The organism is Agrilactobacillus composti DSM 18527 = JCM 14202, from assembly GCF_001436375.1.
Lineage (GTDB): Bacteria > Bacillota > Bacilli > Lactobacillales > Lactobacillaceae > Agrilactobacillus > Agrilactobacillus composti.
In genome coordinates, this window is sequence record NZ_AZGA01000077.1 from 1 (window position 1) to 22,635 (window position 22,635).

A 22,635-nucleotide genomic window follows, 5' to 3' on the forward strand; every position below is an offset into this window, starting at 1 on the left:
AGTTGAAGCCTGCACATTTGGTAAATCGAAACTTTGTTCAGTTTTCAAAGACCTACTTTTCGTCGCCGTCATCAGACAGCTTTTATATTATATCAGATGTCATCGTCAATGTCAACATATTAATTCATCTTTTTGAATTAATATTCATCGTCGGCCTGCGACAGCAACTTATATATCATACCAGCCGTCAAATGCGATGTCAAGCACTGAATTCAGCATTTTGAATATTTATGCATTGCACATCTCTTCAAGACAACTATGTAATCATACCAAGATAAGCTAGGCTTGTCAATAAAATATCAAACTTTTTTTCATCTGAATATTGTTCCCATTTTTTTGCATAATTCCGAACTTAATCTATAATTATGCAATTTGATTTTCGGTAATAATAGGCATAATATGGATTTTTTTACGAACATTCATCAAGGTAGTTAAATGTTCGTCCGTTTTTATTGAAAAGCCACTTAATTTCGCCACACCTGCCTTTGTAATTATTTTGGACCAAGCACCTATCAAAAAAGCCACCCATTTTCAGAGTGGCTTTAGTTCATCACTATTTTTCTGGATCAGTTTCATCTTTTTCTGGACGCATGGTTGGGAATAATAAGACATCCCGAATGGATGGGGCGTCGGTCAGCAACATCACTAACCGATCGATCCCGATACCCAATCCGCCTGTTGGTGGCATACCGTATTCCAAAGCTTCCACAAAATCTTCATCGATTCCTTGGGCCTCATCGTTACCAGCGACCCGTTCAGCAGCCTGGGCTTCAAAACGACGGCGTTGGTCAATGGGATCATTTAATTCGGTAAAGGCATTGGCATATTCGTTACCGGCAATAAATAATTCAAAGCGGTCCACAAAACGTGGATCCTTTTTGCTCTTCTTGGCTAATGGTGACACTTCAATTGGATGGCCATAGATAAAAGTCGGTTCTTTTAATGTATCTTCTACAAACTCATCAAAGAAAGCATTGATGATGTGGCCAACTTGCCAATAAGCTTCGTAGTGGACATGATGTTCATCCGCAAGTTGATGAGCTTCATCTAAGCTCATCTGTGGCCAGAAATCCACACCAGTTACCGCCTTAATGGCATCAACCATGTGGATCCGATGGAACGGCTTGTTCAAATCAACGGGTTGGCCTTGATAAGTGATGATACCAGTTTCATCCACGGATTTAGCGGCAGCTCTAAAAATGCCTTCAGTTTCCACCATGACATCGGTGAAATCAAAATAAGCGGCATAACTTTCTAATTCTGTAAATTCCGGATTATGTTTGGTATCGATCCCTTCATTTCTGAAGACCCGGCCAATTTCATAAACACGTTCCATCCCGCCGACGATCAGACGCTTCAAATGGAGTTCCAATGCGATCCGCAAATATAAATCAATGTCTAAGGCATTGTGATGGGTGATAAAAGGTTTAGCCGTCGCCCCACCGGCAGTGGTATGCAATACAGGGGTTTCTACTTCCATAAAGCCTTCCCCATTTAAAAATTGCCGCACGGCATTAATAATTTTGGTCCGTTTGACGAAGCGTTGAAAACTGTCGGGATTGGCAATCAAGTCCAAATAACGTTGCCGATATTTTTGTTCTACATTGGTTAAGCCATGATACTTATCCGGTAATGGCCGCAAAGCTTTCGACAAGAAAGTCACATGGGTGGCCTTGACGGTCAATTCCCCAGTGTCTGTCCGCATCACTTCACCGGTTACACCCAAAAAGTCACCTAAATCAGAGCGTTTGAAAATATGGTAGTTTTCTTCGCCAACGGTATCTTTACGCACGTAAATTTGAATCTTACCCGTGCGATCATGTAAATCGGCAAAGCCAACTTTACCCTTCCCACGTTTGGTCTGCATCCGACCGGCAATGGTTACTTCGATTGGTTTGGCTTCTAAGGCTTCTTTATCCTCAGCCCCATATTTATCATTTAACGTCTTTGCTAAATCTGTTCTCTCAAAACGATGACCAAATGGATCAACGCCCTCATCGATAAGCTCTTGTAGCTTTTCACGCCGGACTTTTAATTGATCGTTCATCTCTTTGTTTTCATTCTTGGCCAATGAACCTTCACTCCTATTCACACATTTTTAAAATTTTATATCTAAGCACCTTGGGATAACTGGTGAGCTGCCTTTTCGGCCAGTCGCACTTCAGCTTGATCCACAAAGTCATCTAAAATATCAATCACTTCTTGTTGCGTCATTACCGCATTGACCTTCGCCCGGGTTTTAGCTGCCCGGGGAATCCCCTTCAAATAGTAAGCGGCTTGTTGTCTAAATTCAGGCACGGCAACTTTTTCACCTTTTAGTGCTACTAGGCGTTGCAATTGCAATTTAGCCGTGGCAATTTTTTCTCTAGGGGTAGGCTCTGGCAATAATTCCCCAGTTTCAATGTACGCTAACATCTGTTTTAAGACCCAAGGGTTGCCTAAAGCTGCTCGGCCAACCATGACCGCATCAGCGCCGACAACATCCAACATGCGTTTGGCATCTTGGGGCGTCTTCACATCCCCATTCCCCATAAAGGGAATGGTTAGTTGACGCGCTACTTTTTGCAATAAATCCCAGTCGGCATGACCCGTATACATTTGTTTCCGGGTCCGGCCGTGCATTGCCAGCGCACTGGCACCGGCAGCTTGTGCAGCTAAAGCATTTTCCACCGCCAAGATATGATCGGCATCCCAGCCGGTACGCATTTTAACCGACACCGGTTTATGCACATGCCGCACCACGGCGTCTACCATTTCATAGACCTTATCTGGATCCAAAAGCCAGTGAGCGCCAGCATCTGTTTTAACCACTTTGTTGACCGGGCAACCCATGTTGATATCGATGATATCCGCACTGGTTTTTTGATCAATAAATTCCGCCGCCTCAACCAACGTATCCTTGGTGCCCCCAAAGATTTGAATACTAATCGGGTGCTCCTTTGGATCCACAAACAACATATGCATCGTTTTTTGGTTGTGGTGCATAATACCCCGATCGCTGATCATTTCGCAGACAACTAGCCCCGCCCCAAATTCCTTGGCGGTAATCCGAAAAGCTGCGTTGGTAATGCCAGCCATTGGCGCAACGACGATCTGATTTGGTATCGTCACATCACCAATATTCCACTCCATACTTTTGACCTCCTGTAATCGTCAGAAACTTTGCACTGATAGTCATAATGCTACCATAAAACCTATTGTTATTTCAAAAATTATTTTTCAGCTTGGCCCATGAGTGCCTGCAAATCGGCAACACTGTATTGATACTTATTGCCGCAGAACTTGCAGACCGCTTCAGCGCCGCCGTCTTCGTCAATCATTTGTTGTAATTCACTTTGGCCTAAGGACGCCATGATCGCCCCAAAATGGGCTTTGGAACAGTTACACTTGAATTGTACTGGCATTTTTTCTAGAACCTTCACATTCCCTGCCCCTAAAATCAGCGCTAAAATATCTTCTGGGGTCTGCTTGGCCCGAAGTAATTCGGAAACCAGTGGTAAAGCCTTTAGATTGGCTTCAAGTTGGCTGAGCTGTTGGTCATCAGCATTGGGTAAAACTTGGATCATAAAGCCCCCAGCCACGCCGATGGTATTGTCTGCATTGACAAACACGGATAAGCCCACGGCCGAAGGAATCTGTTCGGACTTGGCTAAATAATAAGTGAAGTCCTCGCCTAATTCACCGGATACCAGGGGAACTTGCCCGGTGAAAGGTTCCTTTAAACCCAAGTCTTTGGTTACGCTGAGCATGCCATTGGTGCCCACCGCCCGTTTCACATCAATCTTACCCACCAAGTTTAACGGTAGGTTCACATGGGGTTCCGAAATATAACCTTTAATATCCCCATAGGCATTGCCATCTACCACGATAGCCCCCACCGGTCCATCGCCCATGACTCGGGTGGTAAGTTTTTCATCCCCTTGCAGCATCCCTGAACTGATCAATAACGTCCCGATCATCGTCCGACCCATAGCAGCCGAACTGGCACTCCAAGTGTCGTGACGCTGTTGGGCTTCGGATACCAACTGGGTAGCATCCACAGCATAAGCCCGTAAGAGCCCATCTTGGCTAATTGCTTTTATTAAATAATCACTCATTTATTTTGTCGCTCCTTTATGTCAATTTTGTTATTTTACCACAAACTGGTAAAAAAATAGGCCTGAATCATCCGTTGTTTCAAACAACGGTGGCCTCAGTCCTATTTTTAACTTATTTATGCAGGATCATGATGATCCGGATCTTTTGAATCAGGTGTTTTATTTTCGGCTGGCTTTTCAGCTGACTGATCATCAGTTGGTGTGTCAGGCGCTGTTTTGGTAGTAGTTGGCTGGTCAGCCGTATCTGTTTTAGCGGCATCGGCTTTGGTCTCATCTGCTGGTTTCGTATCAGCATCTGATTTAGCTTCAGCATTTTCAGCTTCTTCAGCGACTTGCTTTTCAGCATCTTTGCGTTCAGCTAATTTCTTAGCTTCTTCAAAGGTCCCAGCGCTTTCACTTGGAAATTCATCGGAATCTTCACCTTCAGGCATTTTACCAGTCTTGAACAAGCTTAAGATTTGTTTTTCGTTCAAAGTTTCATACTTCAACAAAGCTTCAGCGATGGCTTTATGCTGATCACGGTGCGTTTCGATGATATTGCGCGCCCGTTCATGGGCTTCATCAATGATCCGACGAACTTCATCGTCAATTGATGTGGCTGTTTGTTGGGAATAACCTGGGTTTTGCCCAAATTCAGCTCCCACGAATGGTTGGCCGCCGCTTTCTAAGGCAACTGTCCCCAGTTTTGGACTCATCCCATATTGGGTGACCATGCCCCGGGCAATTTGTGTAGCTTGCTCGAAGTCATTAGAGGCCCCTGTGGATTCGGCGCCAAAGATAATTTCTTCAGCAGTCCGGCCACCAAGTAACCCAGCAATTTGTTCATCCAATTCCTTCTTGGTTAACAGGAATTGATCATCCTTTGGCAACATGATGGCATAACCGCCGGCACGGCCCCGAGGAATGATAGTAACCTTACGGACAACTCTCGAATCACTTAAGACCAACCCAATGATCGCATGACCCGCTTCGTGGTATGCCACCATGGTCCGCTCTTTCGGTGCAATGACCCGATCCTTTTTAGCAGGACCGGCAATCACCCGATCTTCGGCTTCATCAATATCGGAGGCATCGATCTTCTTCTTACTTCGCCGCGCCGCCACTAAAGCAGCTTCGTTAAGTAAGTTTTCCAAATCGGCCCCGACAAAACCTGGTGTTTGGCGGGCAATTTCCTTTAGGTCCACATCGTCGGCAAATGGTTTGTTTTTGGCATGGACTTTCAAGATGGCTTCACGGCCCTTAACATCTGGCCGGCCAACCAAGATCTTACGATCAAAACGACCTGGCCGCAAAAGGGCTGGATCTAAGACATCGGAACGGTTGGTAGCAGCGATGACGATGACGCCTTCGTTACCCGTAAACCCGTCCATTTCAACTAACAATTGGTTCAAGGTTTGTTCACGTTCATCATGACCGCCACCAAGACCTGCACCACGTTGACGCCCAACGGCATCAATTTCATCAATAAAGATAATGGATGGGGCATTCTTCTTGGCATTTTCAAACAAATCCCGGACACGACTAGCCCCGACCCCGACGAACATTTCCACGAAGTCTGAACCAGAAATTGAGAAGAATGGGACGCCGGCTTCACCGGCAACGGCGCGGGCCAGCAAAGTTTTACCAGTACCAGGAGGGCCCTCTAGTAAGACACCAGCCGGTATGCGGGCACCAAGTGAGGCGAACTTGCGGGGATCCTTTAAGAACTCAACAACTTCCACCAATTCTTGTTTTTCTTCTTCAGCACCGGCCACATCGGAAAAACGAACCTTGTTTTTCTTAGGATCTTGCGGTTTTGCTTTGGACTTGCCAAAATTCATAACCCGACCATTGCCGCCGCCACCTTGACCGGCTTGACCCATCATCATATACAAGAAGATAGCAATGAAGGCCATTGGCAACAGCATCGTCAATACCGAGATCCACATCCCAGATTGGGACTCTTCATTGGTATTAATCGCCACATTATTCTTCTTAGCAACTGCATTGACTTGGTTCACCAATGAGTCAGAAGTTAAAATCGTGGTATTAAAGTGGGTCACAGAGCTATCACTTTTGCCAGAAAGCAAACCGAAACTACTATTATCAGTCTTAACTTTCTGAGCTTTTTGATAGACCCCATTCACTTTGTACACGCCATTAGCTGGCTGAATGGAAAAAGACTTCACCTTTTTACTCTGCAAATCTTTGACGAATTGCGATGAGCTAACACTTTGTGATTGTGATTGACTATTGTTGTTGCCCACAAACCAGCCAACAATTGCAATAATGACCACAAACATAAAGATGTAAAATAGACTATTCCCAAATAGCCCATTTTTCTTATTCTTCATATATTCCCTCCTATTTTTAGGTCATCGAACCCACGTTTAAGAGCATAATAGCACAAACTTATTGGGATGACGATGTTATTGTTTGTAAACCTCGGGCTTTAAGATACCGATATAAGGCAGATTCCGATATTTTTCAGCAAAATCTAAGCCATAGCCCACAACAAATGCATCTGGCACGCTAAAACCAACGTAATCTGCTTTAATATCCTTAACAACCCGGCCTTCAGGTTTATCCATTAAGGCACAAATAGCAATGGATTTCGCCGCTCTGGTCTGGAAGAGCTTGATCAAATAGTCGAGGGTGCGACCACTATCTACAATATCTTCAACTATTATAATATCACGACCAGCAACTGATGTATCCAAATCCTTGAGAATTTTGACCTCACCAGAGCTGACCGCCGCACTACCATAACTTGAAACGTCCATAAAATCGACTTCAACGAAGTCATCAATGGCCCGCATTAAATCCGTCATAAACACAATGGCACCCTTTAAAACACCAATGAGTAAGGGATTTTTGCCTTGGTAGTGCGCTCTGATCTCTGAGCCAAGCCGAGAAACAGTGCTTTTGATTTCATCTTCAGAGTACAAAACTCTGAGAATATCCTCTTGCATGATAACGCCCCTTTAACGATTTTGCTTAAAACACAACATGAATTTTATTCTATCAGTTTCAGTGGTTTGAAACAATTGAAAAAATCGGAAAGTTGGGATCCAGATCAAGTTGTCTTTGGCAAAAACGAGCCACAGCTGATCGCGCTTATCACTGGGGACATGGCGGTCGATCAATAGCTTCTTAACTTTGCCATGGTGACCATTGGGCAATTGATAGCGATCCCCGGGTTGACGGCGCCGCACGGTGATGGGAAAATCAGCTGGGCTCAGCGTCACTGTTTGCGTTAAAACAGCAGCCGGGTCCACTTGCTCAGAGGTTATTTCAAAGATACCAATGGTTGAATTATCTGGCAAGCTCTGCCAATGGTTTAATTCTAGCTGAAAATGGTCAGGATTGCTTACTGCTAAAGTCTGATTTTTTTGAATAAAGAAGCGGTCATAGACCCGTTTGAATACCAAATCCCCCTCCAAATCCAAGGTCACTTGCGGTTTTTGACCATTTAATAAGCGTAACATCCCCTGAGCTTGCTGAGCTTTTAAAGGGATGGCTTTAAAAAAATGCTGCCACAGCCCTTGCAAATAGGCCAGTTGCACGTTGGCCCCTAGGTCTTGAAACCGGCCAACTGCACCGACTAGCCCGCAAGCCGTGGCCTGGATCCCTAAATCTTGGCACAGCTTTGGCATCAGTGTGGCTTGCAGGGCTAACAGACTGGCCAAGCTCTGGGAGAAATATTGGGTATGGTCTAACAACCCCGCATTTTCTTGTTTTAATTTAGGCAGTACTTGATGCCGCAGCCGATTACGCAAATAAGTGTCGGCCTGATTGGTCACATCTTCAAAATAAACCAAGTGGCGGGCCTTGGCGTAAGCATACAATTGCGCTTTGCTGAAATTTAACAAGGGCCGTACCAGTTCAAACTTGCCAAAGGGCCGCTTGACCGGCAGTCCAACAGTAGCTGGCAAATCCCCTGAACGCATTAGCTTCATTAAAATTGTCTCCGCTAAATCATCCCCGTGGTGAGCCGTTAACACCTTATCATAGTTATGTTCGGCCATGATCTGGGCAAAAAAAGCATAGCGAAAAGCCCGAGCGGCGGCTTCAATACCTTCTTTAGGATGCTGTACTTTGGGCCAGTCCGCCACATAAAGGGGTAGGTGTAATTGCTGGGCAAAGGCTTGGATGAATGTGGTTTCAGCTTGGCTTTGGGCCCGCAGGTGATGATCCACATAGGCAATCCCCAGCTTTGGCCGCAAATCAGCGGGTAAGTGGCGGCAAAGATCCAATAAAACCATGGAATCCACCCCCGTGGAAACCGCGATTAGGACCCGTTGGTCTTTTTGCCATAGTCGCTGGGTCAGAATATTTTGTTTAAAACTTGCTGGCAATTGATTCATAACGGCCTCCCTCACACAAAAAAGGCGTTGACAGCAACAACGTGCCTCAACCCCTATTTTAAAATCTATTCAGTTACAACAATGACTAAACTAACTGCGCCGACCGCCACGGCCGCCACGTTTACCTTCTGTATTGCGTTTCAGAGATGTTAGGCGATCTTCACTTTCTTTGAGAAAGCCGGTCAACAATGAATCAAAATCTGAGCCACCGCTACCTTTTTTGCCACCGCCAAACTGGTTGCTGTTGCTATTTGGTCTACGATTATAACTTTTAGTAGGCCCATTATTACTAGAACTGGTATGACTATGGCTGGCATGTTCGCCAGTGCGATTAGCGTGTTCGCTGCGATTACCATGGTCATTATGGGCATGAACTGGCTTAGGATTATCTTCGGCCTTACGAATAGACAAGCCGATCTTACCATCTTTCATGGTCAGTACTTTAACAGTAACTTCATCCCCAACGCTTAAAACGTCATGAATATCTTTGACATAATTATCGGAAATCTCACTGATATGAACCAAACCAGTTTTGTGATCACCAAGATCGACAAATGCCCCAAAATTAGTGATGCCTGTTACTTTACCCTTAACTTTTTCGCCAACTTCAATCGACATAAAACAGAAAAGTCCTCCTTAGTTTGTGTAACAATAAGTATAGCATTTTGAAAAAAGTGCGCAACCCTAGTTGCTTGGTTTATCCCTAGGCAGACTGAAAATAATCTCGCCAGGTTTAGAATAATAATACTTCTCCCGGACGACTTTCTCCAAGTAATCTGCATTATTTAATTCATTGACCTTTAATTTGAAGTCCGCATTTTGCCGGCGAACTTCCTTGAGCTGAGCTTGGCTTTGCTGCGTTTGTGCCTGTAGCGCATTGGTATTTTGATGGGCTCTAAAAATTTGAATACCCAATACCAAGATCACTGCCAGCACAACAACGCCCAACAAAGTTAAGCGTCGCCGCTGGACTTTTTTGACATAACTTTGCCGGCGCGCTTCAATGTGCTTAACTGTTTGGGTTTGAATGTATTGATTGTCTAATGACTGAACCTTTTGCTTTGGTGGTTGTTTCTCATACATAGCCCTAATCTCCCGTAAAAAAACTATACTACGTTTAGTATAGCGCAAACAGTGAGCTTTTGGCACATTTTCTTATTTCTTTAAATAAACTTATCTTTTTGTGTATATTCTTCAGATAAGGTAGTGTACATCTCAGCGGCATCTTCTTTTTTAGTAGAATCCCGTAGATTTTTAACCGCTAATTGCACCGTGCGATTGCCAAAGCGAATCTCAATTTTATCCCCAACCGCTACATCTGTGGAAGATTTAGCTACTTTATCATTGATCAAGATCCGACCCTTATCGGCAATTTCTTTAGCCACGGGCCGTCTTTTAATTATTCGTGAAACTTTTAGAAATTTATCTAAACGCATATTATTTCCTACCTTTCAAATGAGCGCGGTAATTCAACCAACGCCGTAACATCTTACCCATCAGGGGCAAACTCAGCCATTCTTTGAAGGTGAGTAATTTAAAAGCCACACACAAAATCCCAAAAACTAACAAGCCCACTAACATATTGATCAAGGTGATCACCACTGCGCTACTGCGGGTCAGTGCCATAAAACTTTGCATCCCCACCGCACCGCTGATCACCACAAAGCCCATGACGCCTACGATCAACAACAGCTTCCAAATGAACCCCCGGGCAAAAACTGCGTGTTTCACATATGCCGGCGTACATAAAAAGATCAATAAAGCAACCACACCAAGGGCTAATACTGTGGCAATGGCACTACCAGCGATGCCTAGGACTTCAGTCAGCTTTTGATTGATCAAAAGTTTGACCACAAAACCCAGGATCAGCGCCAGGGTGGGAATTTTAAAACGATCTAGACTTTGTAAAACACTACTAAAGACATTAATCAAGGCCACTAGAATAACACTGATCATATAAATCGCAATGGTCAAACTACCTTGGCTATCCCCAAAGAGCAGGCGGTTGATCCAAGGCATTAATACCATTAGACCTACTGTGGCCGCTGCTGAGAGGGCCAGGGCAATATGGGTCAATTGCTGGGTCAATTTCATAAATAAAACTGGTTTATCATTCAAACGGGCAGCACTCAAAGCCGGCAATAGGGCGGTCACAAAGGCCATGGTCACCACCAACCCCATCTGGACCAAAGGTTGGGCCCGGTCATAGACCCCCTTGAGGTCAAAGGCCACCGTGGCCCCTAACCCGCTGTGCATCAACCCTTTTGTGACAGTGAAAGAATCCACCAGCTGCATGATCACCATGGCAGCCGCAAATAAACTAATGGCGCCGCCTTCTACCCAAAAGCGTTTAATCAAGTGCCCCCAATTCAGGGGCGCTTGACTAGCTGCAACTTGGGCCAAGGGGTCGCGGCGATACCGTGGAACCATGACTAAAGCCGCCGCCAAGCCCCCCACCAAGGCCCCGCTCATGGCGACTGCACCCATTTGATAATCGCCCCATTTAAAGTGCACATACAACCCTGCTGCCAATAAGATGATCCCCACCCGTAACAGCTGTTCCACCACTTGCGAAATCGCGGTAGGCCGCATTTCAAAAGTGCCTTGAAAATACCCGCGCAGGCAAGATAAAATGGGGGTCAATAAGAACATGAAGGCCACTACCTGAATCAAGCTCACCAGGCCACCATCCCCCATCATATGGGCGATGGCCGCGGCATTCAAAAACAATCCCAAAAAGATCAAGAGGCTAAAAACCCCCACGATCCAAAAACTAGCCCGCAATATTTGCTTGCGGGCACCCATACTCTCCTGTTCCGCCACTAATTTGGAAATAAAGTTGGGCAAGCCAGATAACGCCAAGGTCATCCCGATACCATAAATGGGATAGACCTGTTGATAGACGTAAAAGCCGGTATTGCCCACAATATTTTGAAAAGGCACGCGGTAAACGGCGCTCAGGATTTTTGCAATCAATGATGCCACCGACAATAATAATGCCCCACGCATTAAGTTCTTTGCATTATTTTTAGCCATAGATACTCCTAAGCCGGCTGATCCACATTAACCGCCACCCGGGCGGCTAAGTCAGCGACAAAATCTGTTAATTGGGGCAGCCAGTCGTCAACGGTCATTTTAGGTTGGATGATCAAGACCACTTCGACGGCCGTTTGCACATCACTGACCGTGGCGTGCATCTTCGTTTTCGCTAACGCCTCAAAGACCCCGGCACCTGTGATCTTTTCAAAACCACTTTGGGAGATGGTCACTGTTAAGCGTTGATTTTTTTGACCAATATGTTTTACCAGCGCTTGGTCAGCTAAAAACTTCAACTTGGCCACTTGTAATAGGCGGGTCACTTGTTCAGGATAATCCCCGAAGCGGTCGATCAAATCATCTTGAATTTCCGTTAAATCGGCTAAACTGTCGATCTGGCGGACGCGTTTGTACATTTCGATTTTTTGCTGGGCATCTTCAATATAGTTCTCCGGAATATATGCTTCTAGTTTCAGCTCAATTTCACTATCCGTGCGTTTAGGTGCCTGTTTGCCCCGACGTTTGGCCACAGCCTCTGAGAGCATTTGCGAGTACATATCATACCCCACGCTGTCAATAAAGCCGTGTTGTTGAGAACCTAACAAATTCCCCGCGCCACGAATGGACAAATCCCGCATGGCAATTTTAAAACCAGAGCCTAGTTCCGTAAAGTCTTTAATGGCCTGCAGCCGCTTTTCACTGACCTCAGTCAACACCTTATCAGGCTGATAAGTGAAATAGGCATAAGCCACCCGACTGCTACGGCCCACTCGGCCCCGCAATTGATACAACTGGGATAAGCCATAGTGGTCCGCATTTTCCACAATGATGGTGTTGGCGTTTGGCATATCGATCCCTGATTCAATGATCGTCGTGGTCACCAGCACATTAAATTCATTATTCAAAAAGCTCATGATAACATTTTCCAACTGATTTTCTGTCATTTGACCATGGGCATAAGTAATCGTGGCTTCCGGCACCAGGGCCTCCAAGCGACTGACGGTCTGTTCAATATCATTGACCCGGTTGTGTAAATAAAAGACTTGACCGTTACGCTCTAATTCCCGCAAAATGGCTTCGCGGGTCGCTCCGGCATTTTGTTCCATCACATAAGTTTGGATCGGATACCGGTTGGTGGGTGGCGTTTCAATCACGGATAAATCCCGTACCCCCACCATGGACATATTTAACGTTCTGGGAATTGGTGTGGCGGTTAAGGTCAAGACATCAATATTAGCTTTTAACTGCTTGATCCGCTCTTTGTGTTTGACCCCAAAGCGCTGCTCTTCATCCACGATCAAAAGCCCTAAATCTTTGAACTGCACGTCTTTTGATAACAGGCGGTGGGTCCCCACCACAATATCCAACTGTCCTTTTTTGAGTTCTTTAAGGTCTTCAGTCATTTGGGCTTTGGTCTGAAACCGGGATAACACCCCAATAGATACGGGGAAATCTGCAAATCGTGCCAGCATGGTTTCATAATGCTGCTGGGCTAAGATGGTGGTAGGTACTAGGAAAGCTACTTGTTTGCCATCTTGAACAGCTTTAAAAGCGGCTCGCAAAGCCACTTCGGTCTTCCCAAAACCCACATCCCCCACTAATAAGCGATCCATGGGTTGGCTGGATTCCATGTCGTGTTTTATTTCATCGGCACTGCGCAATTGATCTGGGGTCTCAGAATAAGGAAAAGCCGCTTCAAATTCCCGCTGGTAAGCATTATCTGGGGAAAAAGCAAAGCCTTTTTCCGCGGCCCTTTGAGCATACAATTCAATTAAATCATCGGCAATATCTTCGATCCGTGCCGCAACTTTACGCTTGGTCTTCTGCCATTCCGTACCGCCCAATTTATTTACATGGGGTGATTTACCCTCTGAAGCTACATATTTTTGGACTAAGTTTAACTGGGATACCGGGATAAATAGCTTGGCATTATTTTGATACAAAATCGATAGGTAGTCTTGTTTCACCCCATCTACAGCCATAGTCTGGGTGCCTAAAAACTTCCCGATCCCATGATTCACGTGGACCACATAATCTCCAGGTTTGAGGTCATTATAACTTTTGATCCGCTCAGCATTATCAATGGCCAAGCTGCGGACTTTTTTCTTGGGAGGTTGATTAAATAGCTCTTGTTCGGTTAAAACCACGACTTTATTGTCGGGTTGTTCAAAGCCGGATTGCAATACGCCAGGAATCAATTGAACGCGTTGGGGTTCAATCCCTTCCGGCCCCGTCATGAGACTGTCAATTTCAAAATCCCGAAAAGTGTTGGCCACTTTATCCAAACGGGCCGCCTGAGCAATCAATACTACCACCGTAGCTTTATCTTTACGCCAACGGTCCATTTCTGTTTTGATCATGGGCATTTGGCTAAAGAACTTTTGCGGTGTCCGGGCTTTTAAATTGCTAATTTTATCTAAACGTAACCGGCCCATGCCCTTTTGGAACAAAGATAGGTAAATTCGCGGCCGTTTATCTTTTTTTAATTGATTCAAAAAATCCTGGTCCAGTTTTTCGGCCGTTATGATTTGGCCATGATCCAATAAGTCCGTCTGCCAATTGGCAGTTTCTGCAATATGCGCCTGGTTTTGTTCTTGTAAGCGGGTGTAATCATCCACCAACACCACGTCGTCAGGTTGCAAGAAGTCTAGCAAGGTATGGACCTTTGGCAATAATTCATGGATAAACAAACCCAAGTTCTCTGGGCGCTCCCCACTTTGCAGTAGATCGATCACATGCTGTACTTGTTGGCCAAGGGCTTGTTGCAACTTAGGATCTTGTTCTAAAGTCAACAAGCGCTGATCCAAGGCTGCTTGCAGTTTGTCCCCAGCTTGGGTCAACTGGGCTTTGGTCAAGACCAGCTCGGTTGCCGGTAGAATTTCCACTTGATCCAGCTTTTCAATGCTGCGTTGGGTCTCTGGATCAAAGCTGCGCAGACTATCCACGTCAGTATCAAACAGCTCAATGCGAATGGGCAAACTGGCATTGATGGGAAAAATATCAATAATATCTCCCCGCAGGGCAAATTCCCCAGGTGAGGCCACTAGCTTCTGGCGATTATAGCCCATGACACCTAGTTTTTGGGTCAAATCGGTGGGATCCACTGTTGATTCCATGTCAATTTCAATGGCATATTGTTTAAAGGTGGCTGGGTCTGGGAGAATCTTTTGAATGCCCGCTAAAGTAGTCAAGACAATTGTAGGCTGATCTTGCACCAAGCGATTCATGGTAATGACTCGCTGGGAGCGAAACTCTGGTGAACTAAACGCAGTTTCAGCAGCTAATACCTCGGCCGCTGGAAAAGTTTGGATCTGATCTTCATCAATTAAACTGCTTAAATCACTATTTAAATAATCCAATTGCTGACTATTGGCCAAGACCACTAAAATACTGCGTTGGGCCTTTTGAAAAAGCCCCGCCAGCCAAACTGACCGGGCTGAGCCTTCTAGGCCAGTGACCAATTGCCGGAAATCTGGCTGTAAATTATCAGCTACTTGTGAAATTTGACCACTTTGATCAAATAATTCCATTAAGTTCAAAAGCAAAACCCTCCTAACTCAACCATTAAAGCGGTTCATGATATCTTGTTGACTGGCACCTTCTAACCAAGCAATGGCCGCAGCAGTGGCCCGATCAAAGGCCGAAGCCATGGTAATTTGATCATCTTGATCAAAAGGGGTCAACACCCAATCCACCACTTTGCTGCGCTTAGGATGTTGAATCCCAATCTTCAAGCGATTGAAAGACTCTGTCTGCAAAGCCGCGATAATACTCTTGATCCCATTATGGCCCCCGGAAGAACCCTTAGCCCGCAGCCGCAGTTTGCCCAAGGTCAAATCCATGTCATCTTGAATGACTAATAGGTCTTTGGGGGCAATGTGGTAATAGCGCATTAAGGGTCCCACTGCACGGCCAGAGTCGTTCATATAGGTCAGTGGTTTGACCAGAAATACTTTTTCATCATTATATTGAAAGCTGGTGAATTTAGCTTCAAAGTCTTTTTTTGTCAGTGCTTGATCTAATTTTTGACTGATTTCATCTATGACGGTAAAGCCTACATTATGTTTCGTGTGGGCATAGCGTTTACCTGGATTGCCCAGGCCAACAATAATTTTCAAAATAGTCCTCCACAATTCGAAAACACCAGACCGCCAACGGTAGCCTAGTGTGGTTTTTTAGATACTTGCGTTGTTTTAGTATACCATAACTACCATTGAGGCGTGAGATTTGAGTTCAAATGATCACTGCCCAGGACCAATACTAATGTTTGCTTAAAAAAGCGATCTTTTCCCCCGGAAATGTTTTGCTTTTTGAACCCATTTTTCACGAATATACGGAAACACAACTTCTCGGACAGCGCCCACAAGTGCTTCATCGCTTTCAGCTGCATCCTCAGGATAAAACAATCGATAATCAGCGGCCATAATTTGGGCAGCATTGGTGGCGAACATTAAAGACCAGTCGTACCCTTCTGGCTTTTGGGCATGACGTTGTAATAAGTTACCATGATTCAAACAACTATTCCAAGCATCGCTACTAAAGGCCAGGCATATTTCATCAGGTATATCCAATGTGAGTAAATATCGGGAGGCTCGATTGGCCGCCATGACCCGATAATAGCCCCCACTAAAGTAATCAAAGCGATCAAAAGCCCAAAAAAGGCCCTGATTCCAACCAAACGTATAATGCTTTTGTTGCGCATAATTTTGGTAAATGAATTGATAAGGCCGTTTAAAATCATGCCAATGCCGTTGCTGGGGAATTGCTTTTTGAAACACCGAATACACGATACCTTGTCCTTGTAATTGCCGCATCACTGCTGGTAGTTGCACTGTAAAAACCCGCATCAATAGCCCCCCTATTTATCTTAAGATTCAACTTATGCCTTAACAGGATACCGCACTTAAGGCAAAACGTCAGGTATCAAGAAGCAAGTGATATTTATGCAAAATTTGTTCTTTATTGAGCGAGTCTAGTTTTACTGTGGTAACGTTCTTTCACTTGCTGTATCAGTCTTTTTCACGAATTCTAAGAAATAAATGAAAAAGATACAGAAAATACCCCGACATCGTGAAAATTGTGTTATACTATTTTTGATAAAATTTGTTTCCTAGAAAGGATGAATCATTTTGGCAGCTACAACACAAAAGGACCATCAAAAAGTTATTCTTGTCGGCGATGGTGCTGTTGGTTCCAGTTATGCATACGCCTTAGTATTACAAGGTATCGCCCAAGAAGTCGGTATCGTGGATATTTTCAAAGATAAAACAAAAGGTGATGCAATTGACTTGTCCAACGCATTACCATTCACTCAACCTAAAGAAATCTACTCAGCAGAATATTCTGACGCAAAGGATGCCGACGTTGTCGTCATCACAGCCGGTGCACCTCAAAAACCAGGCGAAACTCGTTTGGACTTAGTTAACAAAAACTTGAAGATCTTATCATCCATTGTCAACCCAATCGTTGAATCTGGTTTTGATGGCATCTTCTTAGTTGCTGCTAACCCAGTTGATATTTTGACTTATGCCACTTGGAAGATGTCTGGTTTTCCTAAGAACAGAGTCGTTGGCTCTGGTACTTCTTTGGATACAGCCCGTTTCCGTCAATCAATCGCTGAATTGGTCAACGTTGATGCCCGTTCCGTCCATGCTTATATCATGGGTGAACATGGTGACACCGAATTCCCAGTTTGGTCTCACGCCAACATTGCTGGTATCAAGATCGCTGAATACGTGAAGTCACATCCAGAAATTGATGAAGATAAATTAGTCGGCATGTTCGAAGATGTTCGTGATGCGGCTTATAAGATCATCGAATTAAAGGGTGCTACTTTCTACGGTATCGCCACTGCCTTAGCTCGGATCACCCGCGCTATCTTAGACGATGAAAATGCTGTTTTACCATTATCCGTTTACATGGATGGTCAATATGGCTTGAACGATATTTATATCGGTTCTCCTGCCGTTATTAACCGCAATGGTATCCAAGAAATCTTACAAATTCCTTTAACTGACCACGAAGAAGAAAGCATGAAGTCTTCTGCGAAACAATTAAAGAAGATTTTAGACGATGCTTTTGCCAAAGGTGAAATCGCTACGCGTCAATAGTCTTAAATGTTTCTAAACAGGAGAATCGGTACTTACCGGTTCTCTTTTTTTTAAATCAAAATGCCGACTATTATAAATTTATAAAGATAGCCAAATATCGGCTTTATAGATGGCTTAAAAGTCGCCAAAGCTGTCATTAGGTGGTATGATACGTTGTATAACCACATAGGAATGGAGGACTTAACTCCTTGAAAATAAAGAAAAAATTACCCGTTGCCTTAATTGCCGGTTTGTTTGCGGTGGTACTGGTTTACTTATTGATGACCTTTCGTTATCAAAATGTTTTCTTGCCCCACACGACTTATTCTGGCATCAGTATTGCCGGCAAAACCCCAGATCAAGCCAATCAACTTTTGCAACAACGTTTAAAAACGCAAAAGTATCAGGTCAAGGACGCCAATAAGACCCTCTTGACCTTTACTGGTTCTGATCTGGACATCAACCACGACTACACCAACCAACTCAAACAGTTAAAGGCTAAGCAAAATCCTTGGGCTTGGACATTAACTGCTATCGCAGCGCCGGTTAGTCAAGAAGGCCCGGACAAGTTAAATTTAAGTTCGGACAAAGCTCAGAAATTATATGATGATATCATGGCTAAAACCAAGGATAATCGGACCATGACTGAAAATGCGACAATCGTTAAGAAGGATAATACCTTTAGCATTAAAAAAGAAGTCTATGGAACCAATATTGATGAGCAAAAATTAAAGCAAGATATTCAAACCAGCATCTCTGAAGGCAAGACCGATGTTGATCTGAAATCAGCTTATGCCAAACCAACAATTCTATCTGATAATGCCAAATTGCAAAGCAACCTGGCAACTATCAAAAAAATAGCTGGTTTAAAAGCCACCTATCAAATCGGCAATGATACGGTGACGATCCCCAGTGAGAAGCTTAGTAGCTGGCTGACTTATAACGATGGCAAGATTCAATTAGATGAAGCTAGCGTGAAGCAGTATGTCAGCGACTTAAATACTAAGTACAGCACCATCGGTAAGACCCGCGACTTTAAGACCACCGCCGGGACTGAAGTTAAAGTCCCTGCTGGTACTTACGGCTGGAGCTTAAAGGTCAACAGCGAAACTGCCGCTTTAAGCGCTGAGATCCTCAAGGGTCAAGACTTCACCAGAAAACCTTTGACCCAAGGCTTTGGTTATAATGATGCGGGCACAGATATTGGCAATACTTACGTAGAAGTTAGCAAATCTGCCCAACACATGTGGGTCTATAAAGACGGCAAACAAGTCATCAGTACCGATGTGGTCACAGGTAAACCTGGCCAAGATACCCCATCTGGTGTCTTCGTAGTTTGGAACAAAGTTAGAAATACTGATCTAAAAGGTACCAACGATGACGGGACACCTTATTCTTCACCCGTTAGCTACTGGATGCCAATTGATTATACTGGTGTGGGCTTGCATGATTCTTCATGGCAGCCTCAATATGGTGGCACTTGGTATGTGAACCATGGTTCTCATGGCTGTGTGAATACCCCACCTAGCGTGATGAGCCAAGTCTATGCGGATGTGGCCATGAATACACCAGTCATTGTTTACTAGTTCAAATAAAAAAAGTTTCGAACAATTAAAAGTTCGAAACTTTTTTTTATGCTATTTTTTGGTAACCAGCAACAAACCATCCCCCAAGGGTAGGACGCTGGAAATTAAAGTCGGATCATTAAAAACAGTTGCAAACAACTTGTTCAAGTTTTTGTGGATGCCGTGATTACGATGTTTAATCGTACTCAAAGGCTGTAGGACCGTCCCGCCTTGGAAGATGTCATCGATCAATAAGATGCCGCGTTTGGATAGGAGTTCTAAACACCGGGGTAAAAAAGTCACATATTTGGACTTGGCACTATCCATGAAAATGAAATCATACGTCGGTTTTAAGGTAGGTAAAATATCCACCGCATCCCCCTGTAGCAATTCAATGCGCTGGGTAAGTTCAAATCGTTTAAAATTGGCCTGGGCGGCTTGGATCATTTCATCATAGCGATCAATGGTGGTGATTTTAGTGGTATCGGGTGTACTCAAAGCCATCATGATGGCAGAAAAGCCGACAGCGGTGCCAATTTCTAAAATTGCCTGGGGCTCAAGGATTCTTAATAAAACTCTAAAGAAGTTGACAGTTTCATGAGGAATCACTGGTACCCCCTGGGCGTGAACTTCATCTTCAAATTGTTTCAATGGTCCCGTTAAGGGCTGCTGTTGGTGTCGTAGAAAATTTAAAATATTTTCATCAATCACTGGTCGGTGCATCATTTCATTTCTCATAATGTATTTAGGCTCCTAATAATTTTGTAAGATAAACTGACTAAAGTTCGTTTCTATGGTATGATTGTTCAGGCAAATAACTCATTATTCCATTTATCCAGAAAGTAGGTTCGCCTTATGTTAATTAAACCTTTAGTTCGTCGTAAAGAATCTTTAACCACTGTGCCAGAAACTGCGACGCTTGAAGAAGCTCTAAAAGTCCTAGAAGAATCCGGCTTTCGCTGTGTCCCTATTTTAGATGAGACCGGCCGGCTTTTCAGAGGCAACATTTATAAAATGCATATCTATCGGCATAAATCTCGGGGCGGTGATATGACTTTACCCGTCACTAATTTATTAAAAAACGCCACCAAGACCATTAACATCCAGTCGCCTTTCTTCCGTGTCTTCTTTGATATCAAGGACTTACCTTATATCACTGTCTTAGACGAAGATAACAACTTCTATGGTATTTTAACACATAACCAATTGTTAGGGGCATTGTCTGAGGCTTGGAACATCAACATCAGTAGTTATGTCCTCACCGTGACCTCCACAGGCCAACAAGGTGAATTGTACCAAATGTCTAAGATCATTGCCAAATACGTGTCTATTTCTGGTTGTATGACCCTAGACGCCAAGGAAGAAAACTTTGTTCGGCGGACTTTGTTCACCTTACCAGCCGGTGTGGATGAAGCGACGGTCAATTTAGTGGTGGAACGGTTAGAAAAGAAAGGCTTCCCCGTTGTGGAAATTGATGATCTGCAAAATGACCGAATTTTACGGGACAACGATACTTTTACCAGATAAGTCAAGTCTTATTGTTAAAGCCCAAATCAAAAAGGATTAACTTCAGAGCAAATTGAGGTTAATCCTTTTTTTCCGTTCATTTATTATTTATGATTGGCATTTTCTTGCTTATGTATGTGACTAGATTGCAAACTAGTTGCATCTAGGCCACAACTGACAATCAACGCACGGTCAACTTCGGCCATCTTATCCGGGGATAATTGGGTCACCTTATCCTTTAAGCGTTGCTTATCGATGGTACGAATCTGCTCCAAAAGCACCACGGAATTGCGTTCAATACCATCCTTCTTAGCCACGAGGCCGACATGGGTGGGCATTTTGGGTTTTTGGATTTTAGCCGTGATAGCTGCGACGATCACAGTTGGGCTAAAATGATTACCTACATTATTTTGAATAATCAAGACGGGTCGCAGACCACCTTGTTCTGAACCGATCACCGGTGATAAATCGGCATAAAAGATATCCCCGCGCTTCACAACAAGATCCATGGACACTGTCCCCCCTCTTAATTAATGGTGTGTAGATAAGCTTCAGATTCACAAGCGGAAAATTCCTGACATATTTCAGAATTGATGCTGGCCATTTCTGTATATCCGGCTATCAAAGACCGCATCGTTTCTTGCCGTTGTTCGAGATACTCACTTAAGGCCGATTGAATCACTTCTTGCTCATCCACCGAATAGATGCTGCAATAAGTTTCGACTTCTTGCGTTAGTTTGGCATCAACCTTGACTAACAACTGCTTTTGCTCCATCTCAAATACCTCCACAATCACAAATCTACTGCAGAAATATCATAACACTTATTATGTTATTTGAGGAGGCCTAAATGTCAATTATTTTGTCAAGGGCCGGTAAACCCTTGGTAGACGCGGCGTTAAAATACAGGCTAATTCGTAGTGAATGGTGTTTGAATAATCAGCGACGTCTTGTAAACTGATGGTTTGATCTTGGTTTTGCCCCACTAATGTGACCTTTGTTCCCGTGGGATAGGCCTGGGGTAGCCGGACCATAAATTGATCCATGCAAACGCGGCCCACCATTTCACAAAATTGACCATCGATTAAAACGTGAAAGCCCTGCAGACGCCGCAGCCAGCCATCGGCATAGCCAATGGGGATCGTGCCAATGAATTCATCTTGTTCAGCCGTATAAGTAGCGCCATAGCTGACACTATCGCCAGCGTGGATTTTCTTACAAAAAGTCAATTCAGTTTCAATGCTCAAAGCCGGCTTTAACGGATAAGGTAAGTCTTCAATCCCCCGGCCGGAAGGATTCAAGCCATACAAGGCCACGCCAAATCGAACTAAATTGCCATTGCAAGCGGCATGCCACAGGCTGGTGGCTGAATTGGACACATGCACATACCGGGGCCGATCAGCCAAGGCGTCCACATAAGCATTAAACTTCGTAACTTGTTTGTCAAAGTAAGTGTTATCGGCTTCATCAGCGGTGGCAAAGTGGGTGAAGACCCCTTCGAATTCAAAATAGTCGGGATTTTCCTGCATAAAATGGACGGCTTTCAGAAATTCCGAGATTTCAGTGAAGCCAATGCGACCCATACCACTGTCAATGGCCAAATGCACCGCTAAGGGGCGCAATTGGACCTCTTTAGTCATAACGGCCTTGGCCTGGACCAACCAGGCCTTAGAACCCACGGTAAGGGAGATATGGCCACTGGCTGCTAGCGCACTGCACTCAGGGTCGGTAATGCCCAACACTAAAATAGGTTCCGTAAACTTCGCTTGGCGTAAGCCCAAAGCTTCATCTAACAAGGCCACGCAAAAGCCACTGGCCCCAGCCGCTTTAGCAACTCGCGCCACGGGCACCATGCCATGGCCATAAGCATCAGCTTTCACCACTGCAAATAACTCGGTGCCTTTATCCAAACGCTTAACTTCAGCATCAATATTGTCATAAATTGCCTGTTCATCAACGATTACACGGGCGGTACGTAAATTACCAACTACCATTGT

Annotated in this window: 21 protein-coding genes; 3 read left to right on the forward strand and 18 right to left on the reverse strand. The window is 44.4% G+C overall.

Translation table 11 applies throughout. The annotated features are described in order from the left end of the window. Window positions 1–363: 363 nt before the first annotated feature. From FC83_RS17110 to FC83_RS12555, 14 genes are all read right to left on the reverse strand, one after another. Window positions 364–516 carry a hypothetical protein gene (locus FC83_RS17110; RefSeq protein WP_156405602.1) on the reverse strand — a complete coding sequence of 51 codons (153 nt, stop codon included), beginning with the start codon at window positions 514–516 and terminating at the stop codon, window positions 364–366. Window positions 517–553: 37 nt separating this feature from the next. Next, a complete protein-coding gene (lysS, locus tag FC83_RS12495) occupies window positions 554–2,047 on the reverse strand; it encodes a lysine--tRNA ligase (RefSeq protein WP_420805634.1) in 1,494 nt (497 codons plus the stop codon). Between the two features lie 65 nt (window positions 2,048–2,112). Then, a complete protein-coding gene (gene dusB / locus FC83_RS12500; RefSeq protein WP_057002835.1) occupies window positions 2,113–3,132 on the reverse strand; it encodes a tRNA dihydrouridine synthase DusB in 1,020 nt (339 codons plus the stop codon). 80 nt (window positions 3,133–3,212) lie between these two features. Further along, window positions 3,213–4,097 (reverse strand): Hsp33 family molecular chaperone HslO, encoded by an 885-nt coding sequence (gene hslO, locus FC83_RS12505; RefSeq protein ID WP_057002836.1) that lies wholly within the window; start codon window positions 4,095–4,097, stop codon window positions 3,213–3,215. Window positions 4,098–4,213: 116 nt separating this feature from the next. Further along, window positions 4,214–6,430, reverse strand: coding sequence for an ATP-dependent zinc metalloprotease FtsH (ftsH, locus tag FC83_RS12510; protein ID WP_035452071.1), 2,217 nt, complete (start codon window positions 6,428–6,430; stop codon window positions 4,214–4,216). Between the two features lie 75 nt (window positions 6,431–6,505). Continuing rightward, entirely contained in the window at window positions 6,506–7,048 is a 543-nt protein-coding gene (hpt, locus tag FC83_RS12515) for a hypoxanthine phosphoribosyltransferase (protein WP_057002837.1), read from the reverse strand. 12 nt (window positions 7,049–7,060) lie between these two features. Next, window positions 7,061–8,443: a tRNA lysidine(34) synthetase TilS gene (tilS, locus tag FC83_RS12520; RefSeq protein ID WP_052004564.1), complete on the reverse strand. Its 1,383-nt coding sequence runs from the start codon at window positions 8,441–8,443 to the stop codon at window positions 7,061–7,063. A gap of 90 nt (window positions 8,444–8,533) precedes the next feature. Further along, complete coding sequence (locus FC83_RS12525) at window positions 8,534–9,061, reverse strand: S1 domain-containing RNA-binding protein (protein WP_035452069.1); 528 nt, start codon at window positions 9,059–9,061, stop codon at window positions 8,534–8,536. A gap of 66 nt (window positions 9,062–9,127) precedes the next feature. After that, the gene (locus FC83_RS12530) at window positions 9,128–9,526 is read right to left on the reverse strand and encodes an FtsB family cell division protein (RefSeq protein ID WP_035452066.1); all 399 of its coding nucleotides are present in this window, start codon (window positions 9,524–9,526) and stop codon (window positions 9,128–9,130) included. A gap of 80 nt (window positions 9,527–9,606) precedes the next feature. After that, a complete protein-coding gene (locus tag FC83_RS12535; RefSeq protein WP_035452063.1) occupies window positions 9,607–9,879 on the reverse strand; it encodes an RNA-binding S4 domain-containing protein in 273 nt (90 codons plus the stop codon). 1 nt (window position 9,880) lies between these two features. Next, a complete protein-coding gene (locus FC83_RS12540) occupies window positions 9,881–11,479 on the reverse strand; it encodes a putative polysaccharide biosynthesis protein (RefSeq protein ID WP_035452061.1) in 1,599 nt (532 codons plus the stop codon). Between the two features lie 8 nt (window positions 11,480–11,487). After that, the gene (gene mfd / locus FC83_RS12545) at window positions 11,488–15,018 is read right to left on the reverse strand and encodes a transcription-repair coupling factor (RefSeq protein WP_057002838.1); all 3,531 of its coding nucleotides are present in this window, start codon (window positions 15,016–15,018) and stop codon (window positions 11,488–11,490) included. Window positions 15,019–15,036: 18 nt separating this feature from the next. Beyond that, the gene (pth, locus tag FC83_RS12550; RefSeq protein ID WP_035452059.1) at window positions 15,037–15,597 is read right to left on the reverse strand and encodes an aminoacyl-tRNA hydrolase; all 561 of its coding nucleotides are present in this window, start codon (window positions 15,595–15,597) and stop codon (window positions 15,037–15,039) included. 153 nt (window positions 15,598–15,750) lie between these two features. After that, window positions 15,751–16,326: a hypothetical protein gene (locus FC83_RS12555; RefSeq protein WP_035452057.1), complete on the reverse strand. Its 576-nt coding sequence runs from the start codon at window positions 16,324–16,326 to the stop codon at window positions 15,751–15,753. Between the two features lie 282 nt (window positions 16,327–16,608). On the opposite strand from FC83_RS12555, the gene FC83_RS12560 reads away from it, so the two are divergent. Beyond that, window positions 16,609–17,589 carry an L-lactate dehydrogenase gene (locus FC83_RS12560; RefSeq protein ID WP_081763039.1) on the forward strand — a complete coding sequence of 327 codons (981 nt, stop codon included), beginning with the start codon at window positions 16,609–16,611 and terminating at the stop codon, window positions 17,587–17,589. A 188-nt stretch (window positions 17,590–17,777) separates the two neighbouring features. Next, the gene (locus FC83_RS12565; protein ID WP_035452053.1) at window positions 17,778–19,154 is read left to right on the forward strand and encodes a L,D-transpeptidase family protein; all 1,377 of its coding nucleotides are present in this window, start codon (window positions 17,778–17,780) and stop codon (window positions 19,152–19,154) included. A gap of 51 nt (window positions 19,155–19,205) precedes the next feature. Here FC83_RS12565 and FC83_RS12570 read toward each other — a convergent pair whose 3' ends face one another. After that, entirely contained in the window at window positions 19,206–19,871 is a 666-nt protein-coding gene (locus FC83_RS12570; protein ID WP_057002839.1) for an O-methyltransferase, read from the reverse strand. Window positions 19,872–19,988: 117 nt separating this feature from the next. Here FC83_RS12570 and cbpA point away from each other — a divergent pair, with 117 nt between their 5' ends. Further along, a complete protein-coding gene (gene cbpA / locus FC83_RS12575; RefSeq protein WP_035452051.1) occupies window positions 19,989–20,660 on the forward strand; it encodes a cyclic di-AMP binding protein CbpA in 672 nt (223 codons plus the stop codon). A gap of 83 nt (window positions 20,661–20,743) precedes the next feature. Here the strand turns inward: cbpA and FC83_RS12580 are convergent, their stop codons facing one another. From FC83_RS12580 to alr, 3 genes are all read right to left on the reverse strand, one after another. Continuing rightward, entirely contained in the window at window positions 20,744–21,148 is a 405-nt protein-coding gene (locus tag FC83_RS12580; RefSeq protein WP_052004563.1) for a type II toxin-antitoxin system PemK/MazF family toxin, read from the reverse strand. Between the two features lie 17 nt (window positions 21,149–21,165). Further along, the gene (locus FC83_RS12585; RefSeq protein ID WP_035452048.1) at window positions 21,166–21,414 is read right to left on the reverse strand and encodes a hypothetical protein; all 249 of its coding nucleotides are present in this window, start codon (window positions 21,412–21,414) and stop codon (window positions 21,166–21,168) included. Window positions 21,415–21,495: 81 nt separating this feature from the next. Continuing rightward, on the reverse strand, window positions 21,496–22,632 hold the full coding sequence (gene alr / locus FC83_RS12590) for an alanine racemase (protein ID WP_035452045.1): 1,137 nt from the start codon (window positions 22,630–22,632) through the stop codon (window positions 21,496–21,498). Between the last annotated feature and the right edge of the window lie 3 nt (window positions 22,633–22,635).

Excerpts from the sequence above, each read along its gene's own strand:
- dusB (WP_057002835.1), bottom strand. The coding sequence starts at position 3,132 with ATGGAGTGGAATATTGGTGATGTGACGATACCAAATCAGATCGTCGTT.
- FC83_RS12525 (WP_035452069.1), bottom strand. The coding sequence starts at position 9,061 with ATGTCGATTGAAGTTGGCGAAAAAGTTAAGGGTAAAGTAACAGGCATC.
- FC83_RS12580 (WP_052004563.1), bottom strand. The coding sequence starts at position 21,148 with ATGGATCTTGTTGTGAAGCGCGGGGATATCTTTTATGCCGATTTATCA.
- ftsH (WP_035452071.1), bottom strand. The coding sequence starts at position 6,430 with ATGAAGAATAAGAAAAATGGGCTATTTGGGAATAGTCTATTTTACATC.
- FC83_RS12585 (WP_035452048.1), bottom strand. The coding sequence starts at position 21,414 with ATGGAGCAAAAGCAGTTGTTAGTCAAGGTTGATGCCAAACTAACGCAA.
- FC83_RS12535 (WP_035452063.1), bottom strand. The coding sequence starts at position 9,879 with ATGCGTTTAGATAAATTTCTAAAAGTTTCACGAATAATTAAAAGACGG.
- FC83_RS12555 (WP_035452057.1), bottom strand. The coding sequence starts at position 16,326 with ATGCGGGTTTTTACAGTGCAACTACCAGCAGTGATGCGGCAATTACAA.
- FC83_RS12570 (WP_057002839.1), bottom strand. The coding sequence starts at position 19,871 with ATGAGAAATGAAATGATGCACCGACCAGTGATTGATGAAAATATTTTA.
- lysS (WP_420805634.1), bottom strand. The coding sequence starts at position 2,047 with ATGAACGATCAATTAAAAGTCCGGCGTGAAAAGCTACAAGAGCTTATC.
- alr (WP_035452045.1), bottom strand. The coding sequence starts at position 22,632 with ATGGTAGTTGGTAATTTACGTACCGCCCGTGTAATCGTTGATGAACAG.
- FC83_RS12530 (WP_035452066.1), bottom strand. The coding sequence starts at position 9,526 with ATGTATGAGAAACAACCACCAAAGCAAAAGGTTCAGTCATTAGACAAT.
- hslO (WP_057002836.1), bottom strand. The coding sequence starts at position 4,097 with ATGAGTGATTATTTAATAAAAGCAATTAGCCAAGATGGGCTCTTACGG.
- tilS (WP_052004564.1), bottom strand. The coding sequence starts at position 8,443 with ATGAATCAATTGCCAGCAAGTTTTAAACAAAATATTCTGACCCAGCGA.
- cbpA (WP_035452051.1), top strand. The coding sequence starts at position 19,989 with ATGTTAATTAAACCTTTAGTTCGTCGTAAAGAATCTTTAACCACTGTG.
- FC83_RS12540 (WP_035452061.1), bottom strand. The coding sequence starts at position 11,479 with ATGGCTAAAAATAATGCAAAGAACTTAATGCGTGGGGCATTATTATTG.
- hpt (WP_057002837.1), bottom strand. The coding sequence starts at position 7,048 with ATGCAAGAGGATATTCTCAGAGTTTTGTACTCTGAAGATGAAATCAAA.